The sequence below is a fragment of the Bradyrhizobium sp. Rc2d genome (assembly GCF_900099855.1).
Lineage (GTDB): Bacteria > Pseudomonadota > Alphaproteobacteria > Rhizobiales > Xanthobacteraceae > Bradyrhizobium.
On sequence record NZ_FNCU01000047.1, the window covers coordinates 1 to 25,726 of the forward strand.

Below are 25,726 nucleotides of genomic sequence, written 5' to 3' on the forward strand. Positions count from 1 at the left end.
ATTGGACGATTCGATACGCAAATACCGGCCGCGCGCAATACTTGGCGACCACGCCGCGTCAGGCCTATGCGTTTGCACACAACCAAGACCCATAGGCGACCTCGGTCAAGCTCATGAGCCAAGGTTGGATGCCTTGCCCACTGGAGAGTGCGACGACAATGTTCCTGCTTGGAGCGAGCGGCAGAACAGGAAATATGGCATTGAGCGGACTCTCGCGCGGTCACGAAATCACGGCAGTGGTCCGCTCCGCGCTAGTAAAGGAACCGCGCGATCACTTACGCATCGTCGTTCGGAATCCGTCGCGCGCCGATGATTTGGCACCGAACCCTCGCAGGCCATGACGTCGTGATTTCCTCCCTCGGTCAACGCTCCCACCTGACTGCGATCATCATGAACGATATTCATCTGGCTTGGCCCGCTCCAAAGCCGACGAGACGCATCCAAACAAAGCATCCTCATCACACGGCTTGGTCAGGTAGCAAATGATGCCATCAGCCAACGCACGAGCCCGAACGCTGTCGTCGAGGTAACCGCTGATCAGGATCGTTGGAATGGCATAGCCCGATTCCACCAACCGACGATGCAGCTCAATCCCGGTCATTCGCGGCATATGGGCGTCCACGATCAGGCAGGAGGTATTGCGAACATTCGGGCAGGACAAAAAAGCCAGCGCGGATGGGAAGGCCTCGACCGTGAACCCCCGCGATTTCATCAGACCCGCTATAGACTCGCGAAAGTCCTCATTATCATCGATGATCGAAATCAGGGTCTCCGCAGGCAATTCGGCCTCCTGCATCTTTCAAGAGTAGCAATGCACATGCTAGTACTCCCGGTGGGCGGGCAGCGTGAAGTGAAAAATGGCACCTCGGGGCAGATTGGCGGTCACCCACAACCGCCCCCCATGGGCCTCGATGATCGACCGGCAAATCGACAGCCCCATGCCCATCCCGTGCACTTTGGTCGTAAACTGCGGTTTGAATATCAGATCGATAGCGCTCGGCTCGACACCCTTCCCCACGTCTTCCACCGACACCATCAGACTGCCGGAGTCGTAGACTTTAGACCTCAAAGAAAGTACCCGGTCCCCATCTTCAGTGGCCATCGAATCGATGGCGTTCGTGATCAAGTTCACTAGCACCTGCTGCAGCTGAACCTCATTGCCCTCTATCGGTGGGAGCGATTGGTTGTAGTCGGTTTGAACCGCTACCCGATGCGTCTGCAGGTCGTCGCGCACGAGCGCCAGAGCTTCGCGGATCAGATTGTTGACGTCGAGCGAGGTCCGGGTTCGCGCATCGCTCTTGAAGAGCGTCCGAATATTCTCGATGACCTCGCCCGCACGGTGCCCGTTGTTCACGATTCGCTGTAATGCGGCTTTGGCCTCATCAATGTTGGGCGTCGCGCGATCAAGCCAGTGCAGGCTCGTACTGGCGTTCATAGTCATCGCCGACAATGGCTGCTTGATCTCGTGCGCAACGGTGGCTGCGACCGCGTCCCCCGTCAGCAGACGCACCTCGCGCTCGCGGCGTTGGGCAAGGACTGCGCGCAGCAGTTCACCGTATAGCATCGTCACTTCTTTCATCAGGATGAGCAGCACAAGGCTGCCGGAAAGCACGCCGTAAACTCGCCCGGCATACCAGCCGACGCTAAAGCGGTACGGGATAGGAAAGGCGGTGAGGGCGATCTCGATGATGTATGCGAACAAGACCAACATCAGCCAGAGATCGAGCACCGAGCGGTGCCGCAGCCATAGTAAGACAAGCGCGACGACGAACAATGCCGCCATCGGTCCGATCGCATAGTACCAGAGATAGGAAACCTCCGCCGTGTTGAGCATGATGCGCGGGAGGAGCGCATGGCCTGCTGTAACGAAAACTGTCGCGCAACAGACGAGCGCAGTCACTAATCCGACAGCCGTAAGGACCCTCGCGCGAATGGAGCGTGGCGACAGCCACTCCATCGGATCAGCATCCTTCAGCAGGGTATAGACGATCGCGAACACGGCGAAGCCCACGTGCGACAGGACATAGAGCCAAACCGTACTCTGGAGGCCGCCGCCAAGGCCGCCCTCCGGCGCCAATACGCCTGGAAAAGTAAGCGTCCAAGGAATTGCGATGAGCGCCGTCAGGGAATAGCCATTCGCCAATGCGAGGAGCGCATGCGAGCGTAGGACGGAAAACTGCGCGAAGAGCAGGGCTGCGGTGATAGAGTCGATGACGAAAATCGCAGTGCCGTAGGCGGGTATAAAGGCGTCAACCCGCCTCAGTGGCAGGTCCGAGAGCGGGCCTGCCACGATGACAAAGACACCGAGCAGCACTAGCACAACGCCAAGCGCGAATCGCCTTTGAGCGACGCTGGGCGAAAGATTCGAGAGTACAAACTCATGCGCCTGTAATCCGGCCGCTGACCTTTCCATGAACATCGCCTCACGTCGAAAGCCCGCGATGGGCGGCAATTTCGAGTTCGCCGCCTCTAATTCGAAATCAGACTTCCAGAATGTGGTGCCTTTCCTACCCGCCATCTGCCGGACGCGATCATCCGATCTCACTAGCCCGAAGTCGCAGGGCGCCTCGACCACAGTCTAATGCCAGCGATCACCTTCGCCAATCCCGGCACGACGCGAGGGCAATTGAGCGATATGGATGTCTCTCTGACCTGACCACGCCGAAAGATGCGCAGCCCGCTAATGAAGTTGACTGGAAGAGGCCCCGGGGAATGTGCACGGGGGAAAGGACACGAGAGCTTCACTCGGGGCCCGGTCGGAGGTGGGCTGACCAGGCGCGGTCGTTAGCTAGCTCAACCTCAGGACAGCGGTGCCGAGGTCGAAATCGTCGCGATGATCAGAGCCGCGGTAAGCGCGCTGCGAACGCAGCCTGCGTTGTAGGCCCCGGAGCGGCGACTTCCCTCGCTACCCTGGCCGACTGGTGAAAACATCACTCTGCGGCGGCGGACCGTAAGCCGTGTCCGGTCGAATTAGCACCGGGAGTCGACCCCGCGGACAAGCCGACAATAAGAGCCGCCTATGGGCGGCGCTACACGGGACTATTGGCCAATGTCCGGAATTGGCCGATTCCGTTGAAAAAGGCTGCAGTTGCGACGCAGAGGGATCAGTGATTCAGTCTGTCTAAGTGGCAGGACTGAAGATCATGATCGGCCATCGGCAAGTGGAACAGGCTGCGTTGTTCTACGAGTTTTCGCTCGAAAAGCATATTCCCGCCGACCATCTGCTGAGGTCGGTCGATAGGTTCTTCGATCTGCAAGAGATCAGGCGGAACCTGATGCCTTTCTACAGTAGCATCGGTCGGCCTTCGATCGATCCCGAGCTGATGATCCGGATGCTCCTAATCGGTTACTGCTTCGGCATCCGATCGGAGCGGCGCCTATGCGATGAGGTTCACCTCAATTTAGCCTACCCGCTGGTTTTGCCAGTTCGGCCTGGACGGTGCCGGATCACTCGACGTTCTCGAAGAACAGACATGACCGCTTCCGGGAGAGAGTGATCTGTTCCATCGTGTGTGAGAGCGTCTTGCGCCGCTGCTTCAGGGAGCGGCTGGTCGGAGGGAACGGATTTGCAGTTGATGCGAGCCTGATCAAAGCCGATGCCAATCGACCGAAGGGGATCGAAGGCGACAAGGGACGTCCCCGGAAGCCGCCGGCCGAGCCATCGATGAGTATCTGGCCATCCTCGACGATGCCGCTTTCGGAGCCGTGACCGAGCTCACGCCGATGTTCGTATCGCCCTCCGATCCGGCGGCGCGCTGGACAGGGGCGCATGGCGGCCAAGCCTTCTTCGCTTACTCGACGAACCGCCTGGTCGACATCGAGAACGCGATCATCGTCGACGTCGGAACTCTTTTCGCCTATCAGCAGTGCTGATCCCGGCGCATAGAAAAAGCAAGGGCCTCCGTTGAGATCAAACCTCTCCAAGAGGGGCAGAGCATTCGGGATGCCCACCTTCAGACAGGCCTTCGCGGTCCTGTGCTCCGCTCCGAGCATGCAATGGAGAGCACTATGTTCGACATTGGACATTTAGTTGCCGTATCAGATAGTATTGCTGAAGCGCCGCAGCGCATTGCGACGATGGCCACTAACGCTCAGGCCGCTCGGCACTTTCTGGATCATCGACCGCCGGACCTGGACGAGGTGCGACAAGCGTTCGATTGCATCGTGAGGCACGCGCATTTGGCCAGTGACGTGATTTGCCGGATCCGCGGGCTGCGGGCTCTTCAAGGAGGCGCCGCCGAGCCTCAATTCCGTGTTGTTTAAGCGCACCCATGCGACCGATGCGCGTCGCCGCGACAGTCGGGTCGGGTTGTCACCAGAGCGAATGGTGAGGCCATTACGCGAGTTGCAGTGGCGCGCTGGCCTGTTGAGCTCTTTGTCTTTGCGGACCCGGATGAGAACTGCTGCCGATCGGAACGGCACTCGCCCGTACGGCTACTTTTGGTCCGTAGCTGCCCCGCACTTAGACCGCCGCAACGTCTGCTTCCGGGAGATGAACCGACTAAGGTCAGGCCAGGCAGCATTGGGGTCAGCTTATGCCCTTGTGGAAGTGGCCGGCCTTAAGGGGAAGCGCCCTAAACCTTCGTATCGTTCGGTGACACCATTTAGATGACGGGACGACTAGACGTTCAATTGAGTTTCTGATCGAGATCGTCCTAGGCTGCATGTGTTGGAAAAGCGCACGGGCTCATGAAGTGCGATCGTGAAAAAGGATGATCGACGAACAGCTGCGATAAAGCCAAGAGGAGACTACAATGCCCAACTGCTCCGAACGTCTTAGATCTGGCAGTGCCGCGCGATGCGCAGTCTGTGATGGCAAGTTTGGTCTCGTCCGGCACTACTCGTGGCGAACGCCTCTTTGTTCCAAGAAGTGCGTCGACCGCCTCAGAGCTCGCAGGGAGAGTGACCGCAATTGGGTCGGCTGGCTCCAGATCACCTTCAACCAGCTGCCAGAGAACCGCGCGAGGGCTTTGTGATGGTCCAGATCTCACAACGAGGCAAGGCATATTTGGAGACAGCACGGACTTTGCTCCGCGCAGCCCAAACCATGGCCGACTCAGCGATTGCGGGTCAGCTTAAGGCCCTTGCCGACGACTACGAGCGGCGAGCTGAAAAAGCTTCGCATGTTGACGCGGCCAAAGCATTCGCCCGATCGGCTGAGAGCTGAAGGCAAATGGCGTGCATGACCGGGTGGGACGCTTCAAACATGTTCGTCGAATTCTGTACCATTGAAACGCTGAACCTGCGCTCCGGCTCCAAGGCGCTGGAGGCATTCAACGTCGAGCGTGTGCGCGGCTACCTCAAGCGCAATCTCGGCTGCAAGAAGAAGGAAGTGATTCACGCGCTAGGCCTAAATCCGCGCACGGTGGCCAAGGCTATCAAGATCATCCGGGCAAATTCCCATCGCAGCGATGGGGCTCTCCAGTCGTGATCAAGATCATCGCCGTGCTCTGCAATCTCTTCTCTCCGGCAAATTGCCGCGAGCAGACCGTCACCACCTCCGACTTCGCCGACGTCTCGATGCAGTCCTGCCTGATGGGCGCGCCGCAGCTCGCCGAGTGGATGAACCTGCATCCGGCAGAACGCCTGGCGGGCTCGCGCTGCGTGGTCGGCGAACAGGATAGCAGGGGAGCTTAGGATGGAAAGCCGCTTCCCCGGAAGCGTTGAACCGCTTAATCCAAAAGGCTGCGATTACTAACTGGGACCGTTCGATAGCCACCGGGCCTGCCGATCGAGTAAGTCCTTGTTTGCGGTGCATGAGTCCGGAAGTGGCGCGCTGAGCCGAACAACGCAAGAGCCGCCGCCATGTCGGCTGTTTGCTGGAAACCGGACGCCGCAGGATCGTTGGGCTGACCGCTGCTTTTTGTCGAGTCGCCCGGAGGAATTTCACCTCCGGGCGCTCCCAGAACCGTGCATGACCCTCTCGAGTCACACGGCTCCCGATGTTCGCCGTTGCCATGACATAGTGGCCAATGTGCGAAGAGCGTGGGGTTGGCACGGCGTAGCCGGTCAAACCAACCTCTTGCACCTTTGGTCTGGTGGCGCAGTCGCTTGAACTTTCGACGCGCCCACCGGATGACATAGGCATCGATCCGCTTCAGGGTCGGACGCAATTGCGTCTTGTAGAAGTGGCTGTAGTAGGTGATCCAGCCGCGAATGCACGGATTGTACATCTGGACCAGTTCGGTCGGAGATTTGTCGCTGCGGTGATGCAGCGCCCAGCTGCGTATCTCGCGACTGATGCGCGTCAAACGCCTTCGGACTAGCAGCGGGCTGGAAACTGTGCGAGAAAATGCGCCCGTCCGGCTTCACCCACATGATCTTTCGGGCTCGAAACTGGAAGCCAAGAAAGTCAAAGTGGATGTCGGGGAAGTCGCCACGCCGGTTCACATCGTTGCAGAAGACGATTGTCGTTTTCTGCGGATGTAGCACCAAGCAGGCCGCGAAGCGGTCCGCAATCGCACCCCAGAGTGCCCGCGCCTCCTCGGCGCTCTTGCAGTGACAAATGGCATCGTCCGCGTACCGTTCGAACGGGATATGAGGAAAGGTTCTCACCATCCACATGTCGAACGCATAGTGCAGGAACACGTTCGCCAGGAGCGGACTGATGACCCCTCCCTGCGGCGTCCCTGCCGTGCGCGGCATGATGCTGCCGTCCTCCATCTGCACAGGCGCCTTCAGCCAACGCTCGATGTAGAGGAGCACCCACGGACAGTCCGTATGATGGCGGATTGCCTTGAGCAAAAGCTCCCAATCGATGCTGTCGAAGAAGCCCTTGATGTCGAGATCGAGTACCCAGTCGTAGCGCCAACAGCGCTGACGCGCTTGGTGCACGGCATCGACCGCCGATTTGCCGGGCCTGTAGCCGTAAGAGTCGGCATGGAATACCGGCTCCAGAACGGGCTCCAGGTAGCGTCGGGCGACCTCCTGAGCGGTGCGGTCAGCGACCGTCGGAATCGGAATCCCCAACGGCCGCGTCCCGCCATTCGCTTTTGGAATCTCGACCCTCCGCACCGGCGGAGGAAAGTAGCTCCCTGACGACAGCCGATTCCAGAGCTTGTAGAGGTTGCCCGAAAGGTTGGCCTCGAACTCCGCAATCGGCTGTCCATCTACGCCAGCCGCTCCCTGGTTGGCCTTCACACGTTTGAAGGCTTCCCACACTTCCCGCTTCGGGATCTTGAACGGCTTTGCCTTGTCCACCAGCTCCTCCCGTTTCCAGTTGGCCGATGGCCAAGGCCGAACAACGCAGCCCCTTCGCTCCGGCCCCATTACAGGGCCTTCCACACCACTACGGGCTGCTCCGCCCCTGCGCTCCGCATCGGTACTCTCGCCCTCGCGGTTGGAGCCGCTTGCGGCTTCTCCCTTCGCGCCGTCAGCGCGACAGAGCGCAGGTTCTCACGTTCCATACGAAAGCCTGGTCGAGCTTCGCGCCGCCTACATGCCGGATGTCGCTCGGGCAGTCTCAGGCATCCCCCGAACTGATCCCAGAGGAAGGGTCACCCCCCGGTTCTGACATCGCCTAATCCGCTTTCGACACTTCTGCAGCGGTTCGCTTGCGCTCGCCTCTCTCGACCGTGCCTGCCGGAATCGTGTTCCGGCGTTTCCGCAACGCTCACCACCACGGCTTTTGACCGCAGCAGCTTGCGGTGGCTTGAGATCAGCACGTGATTGCCGAACCCGAAGGGCCCTCCTTCTACCGTTCACGACGTCGGGGTTGCGAGGACGAGTGTAATTTTGCGTTTACACTCTCACCCTACGGGCAGGGTACATTGAAGGGCTGTACCCGGGCCGGCCGTACGAGAGGCCGATATTCGCCCCCCATGAGCTTCGACGATCGATCGGCAGATCGATAGTCCCATGCCCATGCCACCGGGCTTGGTGGTGTAGAATGCGTCGAACAGACGGTCAAAACTCTCCGAGTTCAAGCCCGGGCCTGAATCCCGCACGGTGACGAGCACCCCGCCCGATGCATCTCTCCCGGTGCTGATTAGCAACTCTCGCGACGCTTTGCTGACGACGCTCATCGCTTCGACGGCGTTGATGATCAAGTTGAGGATCACTTGTTGCAGTTGGACTCGATCTCCTTGAATGAGCGGTAAGCCCTCCGCGAGCTGTGTCTGCACCGAGACGCCGTTCTTCACAAGTTCGCCACGGGTCAGGGCAATGACCTCAAGGATTGCTCCGTTGATCTCCAAGGCATCCTTCCGTGGGGGCGCCTTCTTGATTAGGGCACGGATCCGCTCGATGACGTCGATGGTTCGGTTGCCGTCCTTGACGGCGGCACCGAGCGCCTCCCGGGCCTCCTCCAGATTTGGCGGCTGGGCGTTTAGAAAGTACAAGGCAGCTCGGGCATCGTTAACTGTCGCCGCGATCGGCTGCATGATTTCATGGGCAATCGAGGCCGACAGCTCTCCCATCGTTGTGACACGATTGACATGCGCCAGCTGCGTCTGCACCTCAATCAGCTGGTTGGTCCGTTCTACGACACGTTGTTCGAGTTCCTCATTGAGCCCCGTGATTTCGGCCTTGGCTCGCTTGAGCGCGGCGGTTTCGACAATGTCCCAATTCCCGTGTCGCCTTGCGAGGACAAACTGGTGTGTACGCACCACATCCAGGATTTCAGGAGCTCCGCACGTCGCAAGCGGGTACGTGCACAGCACGGCAAGACTCTGATTGCCGATGACCTCGTTGAGACCATCTTCATAGTCGCACCAGTGTCCCCAGTCCTTCTTTGATAACCAGGTGGTATCCCCGGTCACTCTCATGCCGGCGTAACCTCTGGCCGATACGCGAGCGAGCTTCTCATACCAAGCGTCTGTCAGTCTCTTGCCGTCAAACGTGCCGCCCGGGAGAAACCAATCGCGGGCCGACACAATTTCCATCCTGGAGTCCGCCAGGTGTCGATCAAGGTCAGGCACCGCGGCTTTCAACGCAGCTGTGGCTTCTTCGATCGTCAAAGGCTCGGCAACAATCCACAGGCAGTACTCCTCCCTTCCCAAACCCGACTTGCAGTATGCGATCAACGAGTCGAGGAGATCTTCTCTCGTCTCATAGAAGAGGCAAAAGTGGGCACCCCAGGCCACCATGTCGCCAACGACGTCGATTCCGGTCTTCCGCATCTCTGTTGTCATTGGGGTCACCTCCAATTTCCAACGTTCCGGTTGCGCAAACCAAAGTTCTACTGCGGCCGCAGCAGCAGTAGCGATTGGCGTTTTGATCATAATGGTGCTCTAGGTCAGTATCGAATTTCGACCCGAGCGGTCAGGAAGGTTAAGCCGACTTCTTGTGGTCCGCCATGAATTTCCTCCTCGGGATCGAAAGCGCCACGAACTTTTTGTTGCTGAGGCACGTCAGTGATGCTGCCAGTTGATCCATGATCTGAGACGCATCGGGCTTTACCACAGGGCGCATTCTCGTCGGCTAAAGTCGTGGGTTGCTCATCGCCGTATCCACCAATGACGATTAGGCGACGACATCCCCTTGTGGCCCATTGCAGTCATTCTGACGCACGAGATAACAAGGCATAACGAGGATATGGCACGCGCCACAGGCAAAGAAGACTCGATCCGGTAGCGACCGACGATCTTCACTCCGTCAGCGACGACATACATGGAGGCCAACTCGCAATCCGATCACGTCAGAATGTCTAATTCGTCGCCTGTTGGCTCTTCGCGACATGTTTCGCCGTAACGCGAGCTTGATTGCTAACGGGGCACGCGGACGTTGCATCACGTGGCCAAGTTTATGGGCACGCGGCTTAGATTAGGTTAGCATCAGTAAGGATGGACAAACCGAGAGCGTTCGAAATGAAAGAGATTTCAACTCGAGCGCTTGTCTGATCCCCTGCGCGGGGGGCGTTGGCGGCTGAAAGCACTAGACCCTGGCGCTGGAGAGAATGAAAACGATAGCGATCCGGCATTTCTAATAATGCGCAGACGGGAATACCCTCCTCAAACACCTCATCGATACTTGGTGGCAGCACGGTAGCTCATCGATCGATCCGACGTTCGTATGCGCAGCCCCTACTTTCGATGTCCAAGAACTCGATCGAGCAGCCCAGCATGCAGGAGTTGCGCCATGCCCTTTCGCTTCATCACAAAGACAATCCACACCTACCTAATCGACTATCCTGTTGCCATCGTCTTGATGGTCGCGCAATTCCGGCTGAAGCTAGGCAAGAGCAGCCCTGTCGCGCTGTGGTTTTCGCTGGTGGCCCGCATCACGGCGCTGCTGCTGCCGACTTTCACGAACCACGCGACGGGGCTCGTCCGGGTCATCCGTTACTGGCTGCATATCTGGGTGGACGGCGCATTGGGTGTGATCTCCATCACCGCCCCCTCCGCTTTCCATTTTACTCGGCTTGACGCCTGGTACTACTGGGTTCTCGCCGCTGCGGTCTTGCTAACGACCTCAGTTCTCGGCGCGCCCGAGGTGAGCGCCGCGCAGCGAGCGAACCTCGACACGCGGACTACCATGTGAGGATCGGTTCGATTCTAGCGCGGGCGTCCCGCTGCAGATTTGATCGCAAGAAATGTGTGTCGCGCCGACCCGGGTTGAATAGATCGTAGCCAGCGACACTACGATCGAGGCGACGTAGGGCCACCTACCGTTTCGATCAGAGCAAGAGCCGCGGCGCGAGTCAGTGTAGATGGGCGGCGCCTACATCCTGCGCGGCGGCGCCTTGCCCCAAGAGGCCGAGCCTTTGGCTTCCGTCGAGACGTCGCTTGCGCCGCTCAGGCGACTGGGTGGCTAGTGGTCACACCATATCGGTGTTGATGGCTAATTCCCGGACCACCGAATTGACGAAGGTTGGTGAACTCCGTCCAGTCCGGCCGGTGCGCCGCCATTCGACTGGACGTGGCCGACGCTAATGGTTCGTCCAAAGAGCGTCAATCTGAGCACTGTTCTTGCCGTGACCCCGATTAGCCGCCGTCGGCCTTTAAGGTGGGGGGTGAGGACGGTGGTTAGTCCATTACCTTACATCCACACCTTTCCAGAATGCGATGTAGCCTTTAATGGTGGCAGCTTCATCGGAGGGCGCGGCGTAATACCATGCTGCATCTTCATTAGTTTTGCCATCGACGACAAGCGAATAGTAATTCGCAAGGCCCTTCCATGGACACCGGCTGGTCGTCGTGCTCTGCCTAAGATATTGCGTATTAACGGAATCGGGCGGGAAGTAGTGGTTGCCTTCGACGACAACGGTCTTGTCCGATTCCGCGATCATTGTCCCGTTCCACGTCGCGACTGCCATTTCTCATTCCTTTCCATGCTATAATCTCGAGCTGATACAATCTGGGCTCGAGCCGTTCGGGCGGCGCCAGATAGCTTGGTCCGCGAACGCGCCGGTCAAACCGGCTTACGTGCTTCCTTTTCCTCGAAGGTGATCCGCCGCGCGCATCGACAGGCACGCGTCCCTACGGACGAACGCGGATGATTGTCTTCCCCTTGCGTCGCTTGGTCCGGTTGAAGGCGGCGACGGCGTCATCGAGAGTCGAGACGGTACCGATGTTCGTCCGCAGTCGTCCGTCCCGCACCCGCTGGACGATTTCACCCAGTTGGACACGATCGGACTCGACAACGAAGTCGACCGCCAGACCATCGGCGGGCCGTGCCTCACTCGGCCCGACGATGGACACCAACGTTCCTCCGGCTCGCACCAGGCGCGCGGACCGCTTCCCGATGTCGCCGCCGATGAGATCGAACACCAAATCGACGCCGCCGACATCTTCCAGGGCGTCGTTCTCGAGGTCGACGAACTCTTGTGCGCCGAAGTCGAGCACCGCCTGACGGTCGGCGGCGCGTCCGGTGCCGATGACGTAGGCGCCCGCCTCGCGCGCGAGCTGGGTCACGATCGACCCGACTGCGCCGGCCGCGCCGTGCGCAATGACGCTCTGCCCCGCTCGAAGGCGGCCGTGCTCGAACAGTCCCTGCCATGCGGTCAGGCCCGAGATCGGCAGGCTCGCGCCCACCGTGAAGTCGACGTCGCCCGGCAACGGCGCTAGGTTGCGTGCCTCGACTGCTACGAACTCCGCCAGGGTGCCGTCGCGATACCAGTCGGTGAGGCCGAATACTATCTGTCCCACCGACAGCCCTGTCGTGCCATAGCCGAGGGCGGTGACTACTCCGGCTAGCTCGTGCCCGGGGATGGACGGTGTTCGGTCGCGATCGAGGCGATCTGTCCAGGTCGAGGGCCACGTCAACTCAGTCCCGACGAATCCGGACGCATGAACCTGAACGACGACGTCGTTTATCGCCGCCTGCGGCTCGGGCCGCTCGACCAGCTTCATTCCGGCCGTTCCCTCGGCCTGGTCCGTCACCACTATCGCTTTCATCGTCCACCTCTTCGAGTGTGGTATGTGGTCATTTTCTGAATTGCTTCAGACCACCGAAATTACGACGCAAAACTCGATCGTCCAATGACCTGTAGTCATGGAATCGATGCCATCGACGCAGCGCGAGAAAGTCAAAGGCGCGGTACAAACATCTGCTTCTTACGCCGAAAGGAGTCGTCAGTGGTGGAAAGTGATGATTTCGAGATGGCGCCGGTGTAGCTCGGCAGGTGATTGAAGTCGGTCATAGATCGGTTCGAGCCCGTGCGGCGCTGATGTCGAGAGCCGTGCGGGAGCACCTCGCCACGGCAAGAGTGCGCACTTTCTTCCGCGAGGACACGCCCGAGCGGAAGTCTCGGCGACCGCGCGCGCCTATCCTCTATTACACGCGGTTATCGAAATCATAGCTTTACGAGTCGATTCCCTGCCAATAACGCTGTCGCGGTGAGCGCGTGTGTGAGGCTGCGGCCGACGGCGTACAGCTCGCGGCAACTAGAATTGCGAGTACAGTCATGGTCGGGGCACTTCGACATCGAGATCGATCACGTCGCAGCAGTCTAGGAGGGAAGATACGACTATGTTTTCAGTGATTTTCGAGGCGCTCCCAAATAAAGGGAAGTTCGATGACTACCTTGACTACGCCAAGATACTGCATCCCGAGCTGCAGCAGGTCGAGGGCTTTGTCGACAACATCCGCTACAAGAGTCTAACCCGCGAGGGCTGGATCCTTTCGCATTCGACCTGGCGAGACGAGAAGTCGCTCGTGCGCTGGCGCACCCACATGCGCCATCACGAGGTCGAGCAGAAGGGTCGCAACGAAATCCTCGCCGACTACCACCTGCGCGTCGGACAGATCACTGCTGACAATCAAGTGCCACCGGGGTTCGCCCTCGCGGAGCAGAGGCTTGAGGAGACCGAAGTCGGAGAGGGAACGACGGTCACGCTGATTAACGCGACTCGCCCCTTGGAGTGGAAGCAGACCAACAACCCGTACGATTGCGCCGAGTGGCTCGGCCTCAATCCGTGGGCCGCCGACACCATGTCCTGGGACATCTTCGAGGCCTTGCTCACGCCCCGCGACCTGATGCTGCTCATATCCTGGAAGGACGCAGCTGCGGCGCAGGTCTACGAGGACACTTCAGCGCTGAATGACAAGACGAGGGTCCGGAAAGTGAGGATCGTGCGCGACTACGGGAAATACGATCGTCGCGAGGCGCCTCAGTATTTCGCAGACGCTAAAGAGACCCTCCACGCCTGACACCGCTCCGTCCGGAAACCCGAGCGGACTGAACCGTGGCTTCACCGTCGACATGCTTGTCGACGCTTATACCCCCTCCCTGGGTCTTTGAAAGAGTGCTTGTTGCCAGCCAGTTCCTGAACAGGGCTCTGGCTGCGCGCGAGCATCGGTTGCTTGAGCGTGCCCACCAACGTGGGCGCGAAGACGAGGACTCAAGCAGTACGATGCACCGGGCACTTGTTGGCGATCTCGATGGTCTTCGACCGCAACTCCTAGCTCACCTCGGTGTCTACGGCGATGGTGCGCGTGAAGCGGTCGATCTTCGTTTCCGGCGAGGCGTCCATCGTGCACCGGCGCAGTCGACCGCTTGGACCTTCTCATGTGCGACGTCGACGCTGACGCGGTCCAGAGAAATGTTCTTGCGATCCGCGTAGATGCGAAGCGTCATCGAAGTGCACGCCCCAAGAGCGATGGAAAGGAAGTCGTAGGGCGTCGGCCCGGAGTCCAAGCCACCCATTTTTTCGAGCTCGTACAGCCGATGCCGGCCCGCCCGGTTCTGAAACCGGCCCTCCCCGGTTTCCACGCACGTGCCATGGATGTCGTCCTCCTAGGGCGTGTCCGCAGCACGTAGCGAGACAGCCGACCCGCCATCGCTAGACCCGCGAACGCGGCGTCCCCCAAATCGGAAAAGCTAGCGGTCTGCCGCGTCCAGGGAGTTGAAGCGCTTGGGGTGCTTCGCCGCCAAGTCTTATTTCGGTGGCGTTCTCGATGCCGACGGTCTCGTCGCGCGGGGCGTACGTGATGAGAAGATGTTTTCGCAGCGATGCGATGTCGTGCGACAGCGGCTCGCAACACACGTCCTAAAGCCAGAATTGCCTGTTGATCTTGAACATGCGTTGTCCGATGCGCACGTCTGCAGCAACGTCGCCCTCAATTTTCGAAAGGTCGGAGGACGACACGAGCTTCAACACGTGGCTGGCGTCTGCGGGTGCACCGATCGTCACGACGGCACGGGTCTCTATAATTTGCTTTGACGCCGACAGCCCTGCGGCCCCGCCGAGTGAGTGTCCGATGAGTACGAAGGCGCCTCGAAGCGAGGCGCATGTAGTAGGTTGCAGAAGCGAGGTCCACCACGTTCGACGAGCAGTTGGTCGACGAGAACTCGCCCTCGCTGAACCGAGGCCAGTGTAGTCGAAACGCAATACTGCGATGCTGACACGGCGAGCTCGGCGGCAATCCGCCGAACGGGGGCCAAGTCCTTCGAGCACGTGAAGCAATGAGCAAAGAGGGCGTAGGCGCGGACCGGTCCATTGGGCAGGTCGAGCCGCGCGGAGAGGCTCGCGCCTGAATGGCCGGGGAAGTTCAGTCGTAAGGGTTGTGAGGTCATTGCGCCATCCGCGCCGATTCTGTTTCTTTACCATCAAGGCAAAGCGGGGCACTGGCTTCTCTCGCTGTGTCCCGTCATTCCCCGGGCATTTTCTAGTAAGGCGGCTCCCGGTATGTTCTCCGCGCACTTGCGGCTTCCGCCCACCAGGCTAAGTCTCCAAGGAATAGCAGCAGCGCGGCCTCCAGCGAGCTGCCCGTCGCACATCGAAAAGCCCAGACGCCCAAGACTTTTTCCTTGTGCATCTAGGCTTTGGCGTTAGGCCGGCATCACATGAACGCCCCCTCGGAGATGGTCGATGCGACCGGATAGAGTTCAGAGCGAGCCGGCCGGAGTAACGACGGGAAAGTCCTTCTCGGGATCGAACACGTTGTTGAAAAAGTTCGTCAGAGAGTACATGGCCACCAGCGCGACGATCTCCATGACGTTCGCGTCCGTGTAGCCGGCATCGCGGACTGCTTTCAGATCGACGTCACTGACATTGCCTCGAGCCTCGATGACCTTGCGCGCAAACTGGACGGCGGCGTCCCGCTTCGGGTCGGTGGCATGACCCTTCCGAGCGAGAACGATTTCATCAGCCGGCAGCTTTGCCATATGCTCGGCCGTAAAGCTGTGAACCGTTAGGCAATAGTTGCAGCCGTTCACTTCGGAGACAGCGAGGCCGATGCTGTCACGGGTCTTCACGTCGAGCGCCTTGCTCAAGGAGCCGAGCAGGTTGGCCCAGGCGTTGAACGCGATCGGGCTCTGCGCGAACGTCGCCAGCATATTCGGGGTGAACCCAATGTTCTTGGTGAACGCATCGAGAGTCGGCCTGGAATCGGCCGGCACCTGTTCCGAGCTTAGAGCTGCGGTTCTTGGCATCGTAGTCTCCGTAACTAATAATCACACGAAATCCAACACATCGGCCACCGGACGGCGCGGCTTCTGCGGCCAATTTCCCCGACGCTCCGCCCCTACGGACAACAACATGACCGGTACTTCGTCCTTGGTTAGTCCGAACTCGCGGTGCACCGCTTCGGCATCAAAACCGATCATCGGTGTCGAACCAAGACCCAGCGAACGGGCCGCATAGATCATCGCCGCCGCACCGAAGGTCCCGGTGCGTACTGCCTCGTCGCGCTGGCGCTGCGGGTATTCCATGTACAGATCGCGAGCCGGGATTTCCCATTCCGGCACCATCTCTGGCGGCATGATGCCCGCTTCGACCAGCGGCGCCAGACGCTCTGGTACTACGCTAGAATCGGCCAATTGGCCGCAGACGATGAAGGTGACGGCCGCTTCGGTGATCGCGGGCTGACTCCAAGCGATCGGACTCAGCCGAGCCTTGGCTTCCGGCGTGCGCACGGCGATGAAGCGCCAGTTCTGCAAGTGGAAGGACGTCGGCGCGGTGGTGCCGATTCGCACCAGCTCGCGGATTTCGTCGTCGCTCAAGGTGGCAGCCGGGTCGTAATACTTAACGGCGCTTCGGCTCAGGATACATTCGATGACGGCGTTGGTCATGGTGATCCCGTTAGTTATAGCGATTCCGTTAGTCATGGTGGTACCGTTAGTCATGGTGCTTCCTATGCGGGCTGGAAATGTTGTGGGAAAGGGCCGCTCGACACCTCGTGCCAGAGGCATGGGTAGTTTCCCAGGTTACCCCCGACGGGTCTGATAGGACGTGGTCGGACGATCCGTATGGCGTCGGTCACCCGCGCTCGCTGCCTGGTTCGTCACAACGATTGCCTTCATCGTCCATCTGTTTTTGTGCGATGGGCCGTCATCTTCCGAATTCCTTTGCACACGAACGAAAATATTGCGGCGAAACTCGATAGACCAATGACCTTTGGTTATGGAATCGATGCCATCGGGCGGCGCGCGAAATCAACGTGGATGTACCAACAGCGCTAGCAGCCTTCCCTTGTGGCAACCGCGAAGTTAGGTAAGAGGGACGAGGACGTGGTGTGAGCTTTCGCCGATCCGACGATGGACGACACAACAACCAGTGTGCGCGGGAAACTGGCAGGAACAGACATGGTCGGTTCCAACCTAAGCCGCTTGATTAGCTTCAACCTATGCCGCTCGAGATCGGGCAACGCATCTCTCAAACCAAGAGAGATGTCTGCGGGGAAAGTGGGTGGCATCGTCCTGGGGTCTCGATGGAGCGCATCAAGCGGAGCAGTAGCATGACTTACGCAAATTCTGAGCTCTATCTCGGCAGCGCACCTATCAGAAACACGCGAGTCCAGTTCGCGGAGATGTCCTCTGGCCGACATCATTCGTCGAATGCAGACGCATCCTCAACCTGAGATCTCGCAAGTTGGCGAACCTTGTTGAGGATGTCGGATGGTTCTTGGCGGATCGTAAAATCGGGCTCGACGAAGGCGCCCCTAACGACGCCGGCTTGATCGACCACGAAAGTCGCCGGGATTGGCAGCATCCAATCGGTCGACCCATGACGCCGCCCGAGGTCGTAACCTTGCCTTGCGTAGTGCGCCTTGGTTTCGTCAGGTATACGAAATAGGACGCCGTAAGATATAGCCACAGCATGGTCGACGTCCGCGAGAACCGTCAGGTCAAGGTTCAACTGCCTTTTCAGCTGCCTCGGCAAATCACCGGTCTCGGGCGACAGCACAACAAGGTTCGCCTTTAGACTGTCAAACTCAGCCTTGACCGCCTGCAGAGCGCGAAGCTCTGCATTACAGAATGGGCACCATCCACCACGATAGAAGCTCACTACAAGCGGTCCTTCACCGCGAAGCTGTTCGGACGAATGAAGCCGTCCATGCACATCAGGCAGGAGAAAATCTGGCGCCGTATCGCCAACCTGCAATGCGCCTGACGCGACATCAGTCTTGCGAAGCCAATCGACGAGATGCTTGTACGCCTCCCGGTCCGTGTCACTGAACCCGGCCAAAAGCTTGCTACGGACCTGATTGAGGGCCTTGGTTAAATTAAATTCGATGTTCATCTGCACGCCGGACATCTCAAGAAATGGGCCATGCGAGTCGCGCGGACATACCGCTCGCTTCGAGGTGGCCGCGATGCTCGGTTTGGAGAGGCGATCCCGCGCGAAGAGACCGGTCGCGCAGCCGCGCAACCTTTACGAAGGCGTCAAGCGCGGGTGAGTAGCGGCGGCCCTGCACGGCGAGAAGCCGGACCTCTCGCCATACCGGATCGCCCTCGATCGGAAGAGCCTTTAGGGAGGGTAACCGGGGCATATGCTCCGGGGCGAGGACGATTCCGAACCCCGCGGCCGCCAAATGTTGCAGGTGCAGGTCCCGGCTGCTGCGATGATGGAAATGCGGCAGCGCGTCGGGAAAGCAGAGACGGTGAAATTTCGGAGCTACGTCACAGTTGAAGCGATCCAGAATAGTGGCTTCGCGAAGCGCCTCCATTCCGATCACCGGAAGCCCTGCGAGTTCATGCGACGGGGCGAGCACTGCGATATAACGCTCTTCGAACAGCGCCCAATCGTCGATTCGGTCTGGCTTATCGTCGAGATCACCGACGAAGGCGAAATTTACTTCGCCCTCTAACAGAAGCTCAACTAGGCGGCTTGGTGGCTCTTCTCGAAGCTCGACATGGAGGCCAGGGACGACTTTGCGAATCTCAGCGATAGGCTCAAGAACGAGTGAAGCGGAAATGGACGGGGCGAGACCGATAGTTAATGGAGCTACTTCCTTTTGCCGAAACTCACGCGCTCGGCGTCGAACCGCCTCCGTCGATGCAAGTGCGCGCTCGAGCATAGGAAGGATCGTCTTCCCCAAATCAGTGAGATGAGTGAGCTGATGCTCTCGGTAGATAAGCTGACCCCCGAGCTCCTGCTCGAGCTTCTGCACGCCTTTGGTTAACGCCGGTTGCCTGACGTTGCACATCTCGGCAGCACGCGTGAAGTTCAGCGCGCTTGATGGAGCTCCATTGGATGTTCGCCGCAAACTATTCTTGCCACTCTTGAGCACGTGTCATGGCAATGCAACAACACGCGGCGCGCAAAGGCGCTATATCCTAAAGCCACGTTGCCACTACTGCCGGCGCGATGAAACCCCGTGTCGGACGTCGCTGGACTATCGGACACGCTTTTTGGAATCCAGAGCTGACCACCGCTGAGGATCAGTGTGCAAGCCGTGCGCGAATCTTGCTAAGGACAGGAAAGAGCTCGGTTGGGTCGCAGCGTCGGGTGTAGTCGGCGCTGATATCGGCGTACTCAACGATCCCTTCGGGGCCTATTACGTACCGACCTGGCATGGTCAGTGTCCAGCTCGACTCGCCATTCACGGCGGCGAGGTCGAGACCACATTCTATTTCGGCTGCGCGCAACTGCCGGGATAGCTTCCAACGCAGGCCGAACGCCCGAGCGACCTTTCCGCCGCAGTCGACGAGGCTGGGGAACGATAAGCCGTTCACTCGCTCAGTAGAGCGGCTCTCGTTCGCGGACTGCTGAGAAACCGCGATGATCGACGCACCCGATGAGCGAAGTTCCCGTGCGACAGCCTGGATCGCGTGCAAATCGAGCTTGCAATAGGGGCACCATCCTCCCCTATAAAAGATAATGAGAACTGGGCCACCGTTTAAAACGGCGTAAGATGAAATCGTTTTGCCATCTGGATCGCGCAGCCGGAATTCGGGAGCATAGTCTCCCGCATGAATGGCTCTTTCGGCGATGCCCGAGGAGACCAAGTCGTCGATGGCTTCCTGGCGGACGCGCCTGCTACGCGGGGGAGTGTTTTCATAACACTTGTCCCTAAGCGCATCGAGCTCATCTTGGAGTAACATTGCGGTCATCCTCACCGTATTCGGCAGGTTCCCTATCGACATTGGGGTGGTGGCAGTCTGGCGGTAGTGCCTAAATGCAAATTTGACATATTCTCGCACGACATGAGCAGGCTCCATCGGACAGCGCCGATCTTAGTCTCGTGCCAGCCACGGATTGTACGGAACCTCAGACCCTGCGAGTATGATAGGCTGCCGCGCCCCAAGTGCAATTATCGATTTCCGAGAGACGCTCAATCCGGATCGATATAAGGGATCTGGAGTTCAGCCAAATCATCCTCATAGCTGGCCTGAGTGTTTGCGTTGCGGCCGGAGGTAGTGGCGTCCTCGCGTGTACGAATATCCGCACTAATGCCGAGAATTTCACCAACGGGGCAGAGGTTTGCAGCCTTCAGCAAGAATGCGCGCTGTTGCGCATCGAGTTCTCCCTCTAGCACGAGAGTGCGCTCAAACGAACTTCTTTCGCCCTGGGCGCTATGATGGAAGCTGACGCCCACTTCCACCCTCTCCAGCGGAAATTTCTGGCGCCGATCTTGAAAACGAACGGTCATAGCGGTGCATGCAGCAAGAGATGCGCTGAGAAGGTCGTAAGGATTGGGACCAGGTGATATATGGCCGACGCCATCCGGACCGCCGATAGGAAACTGAGATGCGTCGACATGACCAACCAGCGCGCCATGTTTGGTGGGGTCATTTGCGACGACAACTTCGCGGATCTTGGGCGCCTTGTCCTGTGGTGTCATAGAGTGTCCTTCCATTGTGGCGAGCGCGTCAAGCAAAGCGGCGCCGTCAGCCGCCGTATCGTTCTGTCTTGATCACCGCGGCTTCCAACCCTGCCATTAGTGCGCCATCGGCCGCGATATTGACGAAGTGGTTTGATCCGCAGACAAATACATGCGCAGGCATGCGAGGGAGTCGGGCAACCAATTTGGCGACCATTGCGCCGTCGATGCGTCGCGCAAAGTCACAGGCGCGCTCTGGGGGCTCTCGAGTAATCGCCAGCGCCAACGTGAACTTCGGGTCAGCCATTTCCAATGAGAGCAGCTCATCGGCGAACAACACGTCGCGCCGTGTCCGAGATGACAAGAGCAGCGCTGTCGGCGCAGTCTGTGCCAGGGCGCGGCGTTGTCGGACCATCGCCATCAGCGGCACGACGCCAGCTCCCGCCCCAATCAACAGTACCGGTGCGGTTACACGTTCAGGCCACAGGAAGTGGCCGCCGAGTGGGCCTCGCAGTTCGATTTCGTCGCCGACAGCCGCAATGTCATGGAAAAACAGAGAGACTTCGCCGTCCGGGAGGCGTTCGATGGCAAGCTCAATGACATTCGATGCACTCGGTGAGGAGGCGATTGAATAACTACGCATCGCAACGTAGCCGTCTGGAGCGGTCAGTCGCACATCCACGTGTTGACCCGCAATATGTGCAAATGGTTCGCTGAGGCGCAGGAAGTAGCTCTTGATGCTTGGCGTCTGCTGAATGATCTCGACGATGGCGCACGTCTGCCAAGGCGCCGATCGCGCGCCACCCTCAGTCATTGGTGTACCGCTGCTCGCGCCACGGATCACCATATTTGTGATATCCGCGCAACTCCCAGAAGCCCGCCTCGTCGCGTTCGGTAAATTGGAGCCCGTTTACCCACTTGGCAGACTTCCAAAAATACAGGTGTGGGACGAGGAGTCGTGCTGGGCCACCATGGTCGCGCGGAATCGGTTGACCCTCGTAGTTCAGAGCGATCATGGCCTTTCCGGTGGCAAGGTCTGCAAAGGGGACATTCGTAGAGTAGCCATCGTAGCAGTGTGCGAGCACGAAATCAGTGGGACCCTCCACGCCGGCATCGGCAAGGATGTCATCCACGATCACGCCCTCCCAGGCGGTGTTAAGTTTTGACCACGATGTGACGCAATGAATGTCTCTCGTCATCTTGGTCTTGGGAAGCGCGTTGAACTCGCTCCAGTTCCAAACCTTAACAGGCCTCGGCCCGATCTTGAGGGTGAACTTCCAATCCGCTGTTTGGACACGCGGAGTCGGCCCCGCTGTCAGGACAGGGAAGTGCTCGACAAGGTGTTGGCCTGGCGGAATTCGATCGGACTGGTCTCCTTCCGAATTTCGGCCGGTAAAGCCTCTCGTGACCATGGCGGCCTCCTTTGCAGTGTTGTTGGTCGCTCAGCCGATACGGCTCGCTTTTTGAGTCTACGGTTCGACACGAAGTGCGCCTGATAGTCCGCGTCAAAAACGCAGCTCGTTGAGAGCGACTCCATCGGATCGCACGTGTCAGTCGGACGAAAGCGCAATGAGCGGCGCAGCCGCCGCAATTCGGCGAGCAATTCACGCTCAGTGGGCTCCATGCTGTCGATTTCCGGTTCTACGGATTTGATGGCGCTGCTCCTCATGTACGGCTGACGCGTCGCGCGGTCTATTACTTTCCAATCAACCGCGGCGAGGCGACGCCACATCGTCCGAGTTATTGATCCAACCAGCATGTACGCGCGCGTAGGTCGATAGCAGCGCAAGGTAAGTCTTGGAATTCATGGGAGATCTCAGCGCCGCATCTACCCCAGTCAGTGCGTTTGGTAATTAAGTTCGGCGACCACTCGGGTAAAGCTATCATTTCCATAACCGGTAGGAATGCTCCGTGAAGTCAGCGTCGAAGCTCCCCGATGAGGAAATCCGTGAACGCACGCGCAGCGGGCTTAATGGTCTTTCCACTCACGAACAATGCATTGACTTCCATCGAGCCGAAGTCCCAGTCGGACAGAATACGAACGAGCGCACCGCTTTCCAACTCAGCCTTTGCACTGATGAGGCTTGAGGCGACGATCCCCAACCCAGCCTTCGCGCCGGCGATGGCGCCTTCAGTGATTGTCACCGCCAACTGACTTTGCACACGGACCGACGCGACACGCCCGTCCTTGCGGAACGAGAATGTCGGTGAGAGATGGGCAGGGCCGATGATCATCGCATGGTGTGCAAGATCCGACGGCATCAGCGGCGTGCCATGCTCTTCGAGGTAGAGGGGGGCGGCTGCAAGAATGCGCGGAACGTCGATCACCTTCCTCGCGGTGGCGCTTGAGTCAGGCAGGCTTCCGAAGCGGAAGGCGACGTCAATGCCCTCAGCGACCAAATCCTGATACCGATCGTTAGACAGCAATTCGACACGAAGCGCGGGATAGGCTGACAAAAATTTCGACAGCCTGGGAGTGATCTCTCGGAGCACGAAACTCGATGAGGTTCCGACGCGAAGCACCCCTCGCAATTCTCCGGTGCCGCGAGCTTCGTGATCGGCCTCCTCAAGCGAGGCCAGGATCGCCTCTACACGCATCAAGTAGGTTGCTCCAGCGTCCGTCAGCGTGACCGCTCGGGTTGTTCGGCTGAAGAGTGCCGCGCCGACGTCGGCTTCCAACGCGGCGATAAGGCGAGAGGCCGAGGGCTGAGAGAGACCGAGTTCGCGACCGGCGCTCGAAAAACTCCCCAGGCGGCCTGCGCGGGCAAACAGTTTCAGCGCTGTAAGTCGGTCGTTCATCTGTGGGCGCTGTCCGGCACCCCAGTTTCGGCGACGCGCGTCACGCTCTCGGCGCCGGCAAGGGCAGCGCGCTCGGCCACGCTGAAAAGACTGCCGCCCTCCTCCCTGGCCTGCATCAGAGCAAGCTTCTCGACCTTCACCCCCTTCTTGATGAGGTCGTGGGTGCGCATGTCGAGACAATAGGCACAGTTCTTGATCTGCGAGACCTGCAAATAGATTAGCTCCACCAGTTCACTCGGCAGACCGCTCCGCATGTCATAGCCATAGACGCCGCCGAGCGCCTTGGCCCCGTGGAGAACGATCTGGTTGCGATCGAGCCTCTTGGTCATAATTCTGATCCGTTCGATCTTACTTCACAGGGGGCGGTGAGCGCCTTCGTAGGAGTCGACGACGAAGACTGCGAGCGACTTCGGCGGCTTGGTCTTGCTCGCGTTTCGGCTGATCGAATGGGTTGAGTTCGGCGGTTCGCCGGCCTTGTAGATGCGGGTCTCGCCGTCATTCACCTTCGATTTTGATCTCGCCCGAGATCAATAGGACTAGATGAAAGCGGACTTTGCATGTGTGTGCAGCACGGAGGCCGCGCGCGGTGCACTCGGCTTCCAGGGTGACGAGCGATTTGCCGGGAATGTTCGGAATTGCTCGAATTTGGGCGCGACTGTTTCGGCCTTGCCGTTATGCGCCAGGGCAAACCCGGCAATAGCAAAGGCGAAGGCAGCGCTGGCAGCAATGATTATGGTGCCGACGCTCATTGGCTTTCTCCTTCCGTCCGGCCATAGATGCGCCATGTTGGGCCAGAAAAAAGTACCAAGAACGCGAATAAATCCTGTACTATGGGCCATGAACAAGCGGCTTCAGCTGAAGGTCGACCGTGCGGCAAGGCTACCTCTGGCGGAGCAGATCCGAAGAGGGCTGACCGCGGCCATCGAGGGCGGAGTGCTGGAGGCCGGCGCGCGCTTGCCGTCATGGCAGGATCTCGCCGCCCAACTCGGTGTCGCGCGAGGTACGGTGCGGACCGCATACGAGAAGTTGGCCGCCGCCCAGTTGATCGAGGCCTCGCGAGCCGCTGGCACCCGCGTCGCCCAACGGCCTCGGGCTCTCGTCAGAAGTGAGCAGCCGCCGGACGCAGGCTCGTTCATGGAGATCTATCGGGAGATGACGCGGGGACCTGCGCACTTCCAGATGGGCGTCCCGGCGACCGAGAGCTTTCCGGCGACGCTGTTCGCGCGAATTCGGGCGCACGCAGTTCGTGCCGAGGCGAGTGTTCCCCTTCTCTATCCCGATCCGCGCGGCGAGCTCGAACTGAGGCAGGAAATCGCAGGCTATCTTGCTGTCGCCCGGGGCATCATCTGCTTGCCATCGCAGGTCATTATCACCGGGGGCTTTGGTGCAGGGCTCGGCCTGGCGCTCAGCGTTCTGGGCCTGGCCGGGCAAACGGCCTGGATCGAAAACCCGGGCTTCCCCTGGACCAGAAAGGGACTTGAGCTCGCCCGCCTGTCCCTTGCTCCGATCCCGGTTGATGCCGACGGTATCGATATCAATCATGGCTTGCGCTACCATCCTGACGCCAAGCTCATACTCGTGACACCGGGTCAGCAGGCGCCTCTCGGTTCCACCTTGTCACTTGAACGGCGCCTTCGCTTGCTCGAATGGGCAGCCGCACACCAGGTTTGGGTGATCGAGGACGATTATTTGAGCGAGCTACAGCTGTCGGGCAGGGCCGCGCCTGCGCTCGCGTCGCTCGACCGGGATGGACGCGTCATCCACATTGGCTCCTTCAGCAAGACGATCAGCCCGACCATTCGGCTGGGCTTTCTGATCGCGCCGCTCGAACTCGCCTCCCGGTTCGCTGACGTAGCGGCGTGTCTCGCGCCGGCGCCATGCCCTGCGGTGCAACTCGCCACCGCCGAGTTCATGCGCGAGGGCCACTACATACGCCATCTCCGCCGCACGAAACGCGCCTATGCCACAAAGCGGAAGGCGTTGTTGGACTGCCTTCAGACAGCCATGGGCGCCGATCAGGTTGCTGCGTCCGGCCTGGCCGTACTGCTGAAACTTCCCAAGGGAACTTCGGACATAGCCGTGGTTCGCGAAGTCTCGGCGTGCGGCATGGCTCCGTCGCCGCTTTCAGCCTGGTATGTATCGGCCGACAACGCCGAGTCCGGGCTTCTGCTTGGCGTCGCGACCGCGCCGACGAAACACTTGGCTCGCTCCTGCGATCGGCTGTTCGAGGTAATCCGTCGGTTCAGCTGAGAGGTTCGAGGCCAAAGCGGCTCCTGCTAGGCCAGCAAGCTTTAAACGCTCGCTCCTGAGCGTTCTTCGAACGCCTTGGCGCGCGAATGACCAATCCGCCCACGGAGGCGCTAGATCGTGAAAAATGCGTTTGAGTTATTCATGCGGATCATGAATGCCCACAGTGCCCGGGGCGCTTCTTGCCGTTCTCGTGCGCGATGTACGAACATCTCTCGAGGCTCACCGCGCAAATTTCGCGGCACCGGCTGTG

At 59.5% G+C, this 25,726-nt stretch carries 24 protein-coding genes and 3 pseudogenes; 7 read left to right on the forward strand and 20 right to left on the reverse strand.

Annotated features, from left to right (window positions below):
- Positions 1–388 precede the first annotated feature (388 nt).
- Together BLV07_RS36400 and BLV07_RS36405 are read right to left on the reverse strand one after the other, a co-directional pair.
- The gene (locus BLV07_RS36400; RefSeq protein WP_091895731.1) at positions 389–781 is read right to left on the reverse strand and encodes a response regulator transcription factor; all 393 of its coding nucleotides are present in this window, start codon (positions 779–781) and stop codon (positions 389–391) included.
- A 39-nt stretch (positions 782–820) separates the two neighbouring features.
- On the reverse strand, positions 821–2,518 hold the full coding sequence (locus tag BLV07_RS36405) for a sensor histidine kinase (protein WP_244551319.1): 1,698 nt from the start codon (positions 2,516–2,518) through the stop codon (positions 821–823).
- Positions 2,519–3,143: 625 nt separating this feature from the next.
- Here BLV07_RS36405 and BLV07_RS36410 point away from each other — a divergent pair.
- From BLV07_RS36410 to BLV07_RS36435, 4 genes and pseudogenes are all read left to right on the forward strand, one after another.
- Positions 3,144–3,867 (forward strand): annotated as a pseudogene (locus tag BLV07_RS36410) (transposase); the annotation flags it as partial.
- A gap of 141 nt (positions 3,868–4,008) precedes the next feature.
- The gene (locus BLV07_RS36415) at positions 4,009–4,263 is read left to right on the forward strand and encodes a hypothetical protein (protein ID WP_143035598.1); all 255 of its coding nucleotides are present in this window, start codon (positions 4,009–4,011) and stop codon (positions 4,261–4,263) included.
- Positions 4,264–5,206: 943 nt separating this feature from the next.
- Positions 5,207–5,431: a hypothetical protein gene (locus BLV07_RS36430; protein WP_143035599.1), complete on the forward strand. Its 225-nt coding sequence runs from the start codon at positions 5,207–5,209 to the stop codon at positions 5,429–5,431.
- Positions 5,428–5,637, forward strand: a complete 210-nt coding sequence (locus BLV07_RS36435) for a hypothetical protein (protein WP_091895593.1) — start codon at positions 5,428–5,430, stop codon at positions 5,635–5,637. Before BLV07_RS36430 ends, BLV07_RS36435 begins: the two co-directional genes overlap by 4 nt.
- 35 nt (positions 5,638–5,672) lie before the next feature.
- Here BLV07_RS36435 and BLV07_RS50160 read toward each other — a convergent pair whose 3' ends face one another.
- From BLV07_RS50160 to BLV07_RS50165, 3 genes and pseudogenes are all read right to left on the reverse strand, one after another.
- Positions 5,673–6,251, reverse strand: coding sequence for a group II intron maturase-specific domain-containing protein (locus tag BLV07_RS50160; protein WP_349525508.1), 579 nt, complete (start codon positions 6,249–6,251; stop codon positions 5,673–5,675).
- Between the two features lie 124 nt (positions 6,252–6,375).
- Positions 6,376–7,269: pseudogene (gene ltrA / locus BLV07_RS36440) on the reverse strand (group II intron reverse transcriptase/maturase); the annotation flags it as partial.
- A gap of 479 nt (positions 7,270–7,748) precedes the next feature.
- Positions 7,749–9,221 (reverse strand): MEDS domain-containing protein, encoded by a 1,473-nt coding sequence (locus BLV07_RS50165; RefSeq protein WP_091895595.1) that lies wholly within the window; start codon positions 9,219–9,221, stop codon positions 7,749–7,751.
- Between the two features lie 856 nt (positions 9,222–10,077).
- Here BLV07_RS50165 and BLV07_RS36450 point away from each other — a divergent pair.
- Positions 10,078–10,479: a hypothetical protein gene (locus BLV07_RS36450; protein ID WP_091895597.1), complete on the forward strand. Its 402-nt coding sequence runs from the start codon at positions 10,078–10,080 to the stop codon at positions 10,477–10,479.
- Between the two features lie 493 nt (positions 10,480–10,972).
- Here the strand turns inward: BLV07_RS36450 and BLV07_RS36455 are convergent, their stop codons facing one another.
- Together BLV07_RS36455 and BLV07_RS36460 are read right to left on the reverse strand one after the other, a co-directional pair.
- On the reverse strand, positions 10,973–11,254 hold the full coding sequence (locus BLV07_RS36455) for a DUF427 domain-containing protein (protein WP_091895599.1): 282 nt from the start codon (positions 11,252–11,254) through the stop codon (positions 10,973–10,975).
- 163 nt (positions 11,255–11,417) lie between these two features.
- Complete coding sequence (locus BLV07_RS36460; RefSeq protein WP_091895601.1) at positions 11,418–12,335, reverse strand: NADP-dependent oxidoreductase; 918 nt, start codon at positions 12,333–12,335, stop codon at positions 11,418–11,420.
- 574 nt (positions 12,336–12,909) lie between these two features.
- On the opposite strand from BLV07_RS36460, the gene BLV07_RS36465 reads away from it, so the two are divergent.
- Entirely contained in the window at positions 12,910–13,590 is a 681-nt protein-coding gene (locus BLV07_RS36465) for an antibiotic biosynthesis monooxygenase family protein (RefSeq protein ID WP_091895603.1), read from the forward strand.
- Positions 13,591–13,858: 268 nt separating this feature from the next.
- Here BLV07_RS36465 and BLV07_RS49180 read toward each other — a convergent pair whose 3' ends face one another.
- From BLV07_RS49180 to BLV07_RS50460, 13 genes and pseudogenes are all read right to left on the reverse strand, one after another.
- The gene (locus BLV07_RS49180) at positions 13,859–14,086 is read right to left on the reverse strand and encodes an OsmC family protein (protein WP_349525516.1); all 228 of its coding nucleotides are present in this window, start codon (positions 14,084–14,086) and stop codon (positions 13,859–13,861) included.
- Positions 14,087–15,268: 1,182 nt separating this feature from the next.
- Complete coding sequence (locus tag BLV07_RS36475) at positions 15,269–15,814, reverse strand: carboxymuconolactone decarboxylase family protein (RefSeq protein ID WP_091895606.1); 546 nt, start codon at positions 15,812–15,814, stop codon at positions 15,269–15,271.
- 21 nt (positions 15,815–15,835) lie between these two features.
- Entirely contained in the window at positions 15,836–16,489 is a 654-nt protein-coding gene (locus BLV07_RS36480) for a nitroreductase family protein (protein WP_502690278.1), read from the reverse strand.
- Positions 16,490–17,207: 718 nt separating this feature from the next.
- Positions 17,208–17,903, reverse strand: coding sequence for a peroxiredoxin-like family protein (locus BLV07_RS36485; RefSeq protein WP_244551328.1), 696 nt, complete (start codon positions 17,901–17,903; stop codon positions 17,208–17,210).
- A gap of 16 nt (positions 17,904–17,919) precedes the next feature.
- Positions 17,920–18,894 carry a LysR family transcriptional regulator gene (locus BLV07_RS36490; protein ID WP_244551320.1) on the reverse strand — a complete coding sequence of 325 codons (975 nt, stop codon included), beginning with the start codon at positions 18,892–18,894 and terminating at the stop codon, positions 17,920–17,922.
- 151 nt (positions 18,895–19,045) lie between these two features.
- Positions 19,046–19,708 (reverse strand): peroxiredoxin-like family protein, encoded by a 663-nt coding sequence (locus tag BLV07_RS36495; protein WP_091895739.1) that lies wholly within the window; start codon positions 19,706–19,708, stop codon positions 19,046–19,048.
- A 230-nt stretch (positions 19,709–19,938) separates the two neighbouring features.
- The gene (locus BLV07_RS36500) at positions 19,939–20,448 is read right to left on the reverse strand and encodes an OsmC family protein (protein ID WP_176945996.1); all 510 of its coding nucleotides are present in this window, start codon (positions 20,446–20,448) and stop codon (positions 19,939–19,941) included.
- A gap of 46 nt (positions 20,449–20,494) precedes the next feature.
- Positions 20,495–21,274, reverse strand: a complete 780-nt coding sequence (locus tag BLV07_RS36505; protein WP_502690274.1) for a ferredoxin reductase — start codon at positions 21,272–21,274, stop codon at positions 20,495–20,497.
- Positions 21,234–21,839, reverse strand: coding sequence for a sulfite oxidase-like oxidoreductase (locus BLV07_RS36510; RefSeq protein WP_091895617.1), 606 nt, complete (start codon positions 21,837–21,839; stop codon positions 21,234–21,236). The genes BLV07_RS36505 and BLV07_RS36510 overlap by 41 nt, the downstream gene beginning before the upstream one ends.
- Before the next feature lie 505 nt (positions 21,840–22,344).
- Positions 22,345–23,226: a LysR family transcriptional regulator gene (locus BLV07_RS36515; protein ID WP_091895619.1), complete on the reverse strand. Its 882-nt coding sequence runs from the start codon at positions 23,224–23,226 to the stop codon at positions 22,345–22,347.
- Positions 23,226–23,555 (reverse strand): annotated as a pseudogene (locus BLV07_RS36520) (carboxymuconolactone decarboxylase family protein); the annotation flags it as partial. The pseudogene BLV07_RS36520 and the gene BLV07_RS36515, both read right to left, overlap by 1 nt.
- A gap of 24 nt (positions 23,556–23,579) precedes the next feature.
- Positions 23,580–23,729, reverse strand: coding sequence for a cupin domain-containing protein (locus BLV07_RS50455; protein WP_502690276.1), 150 nt, complete (start codon positions 23,727–23,729; stop codon positions 23,580–23,582).
- A gap of 33 nt (positions 23,730–23,762) precedes the next feature.
- Positions 23,763–23,975 carry a hypothetical protein gene (locus BLV07_RS50460; RefSeq protein ID WP_502690277.1) on the reverse strand — a complete coding sequence of 71 codons (213 nt, stop codon included), beginning with the start codon at positions 23,973–23,975 and terminating at the stop codon, positions 23,763–23,765.
- An 88-nt stretch (positions 23,976–24,063) separates the two neighbouring features.
- Between BLV07_RS50460 and pdxR the strand changes: the two genes are divergently transcribed.
- Positions 24,064–25,476 (forward strand): MocR-like pyridoxine biosynthesis transcription factor PdxR, encoded by a 1,413-nt coding sequence (pdxR, locus tag BLV07_RS36530; RefSeq protein WP_091895623.1) that lies wholly within the window; start codon positions 24,064–24,066, stop codon positions 25,474–25,476.
- The last annotated feature ends 250 nt before the right edge of the window (positions 25,477–25,726 follow it).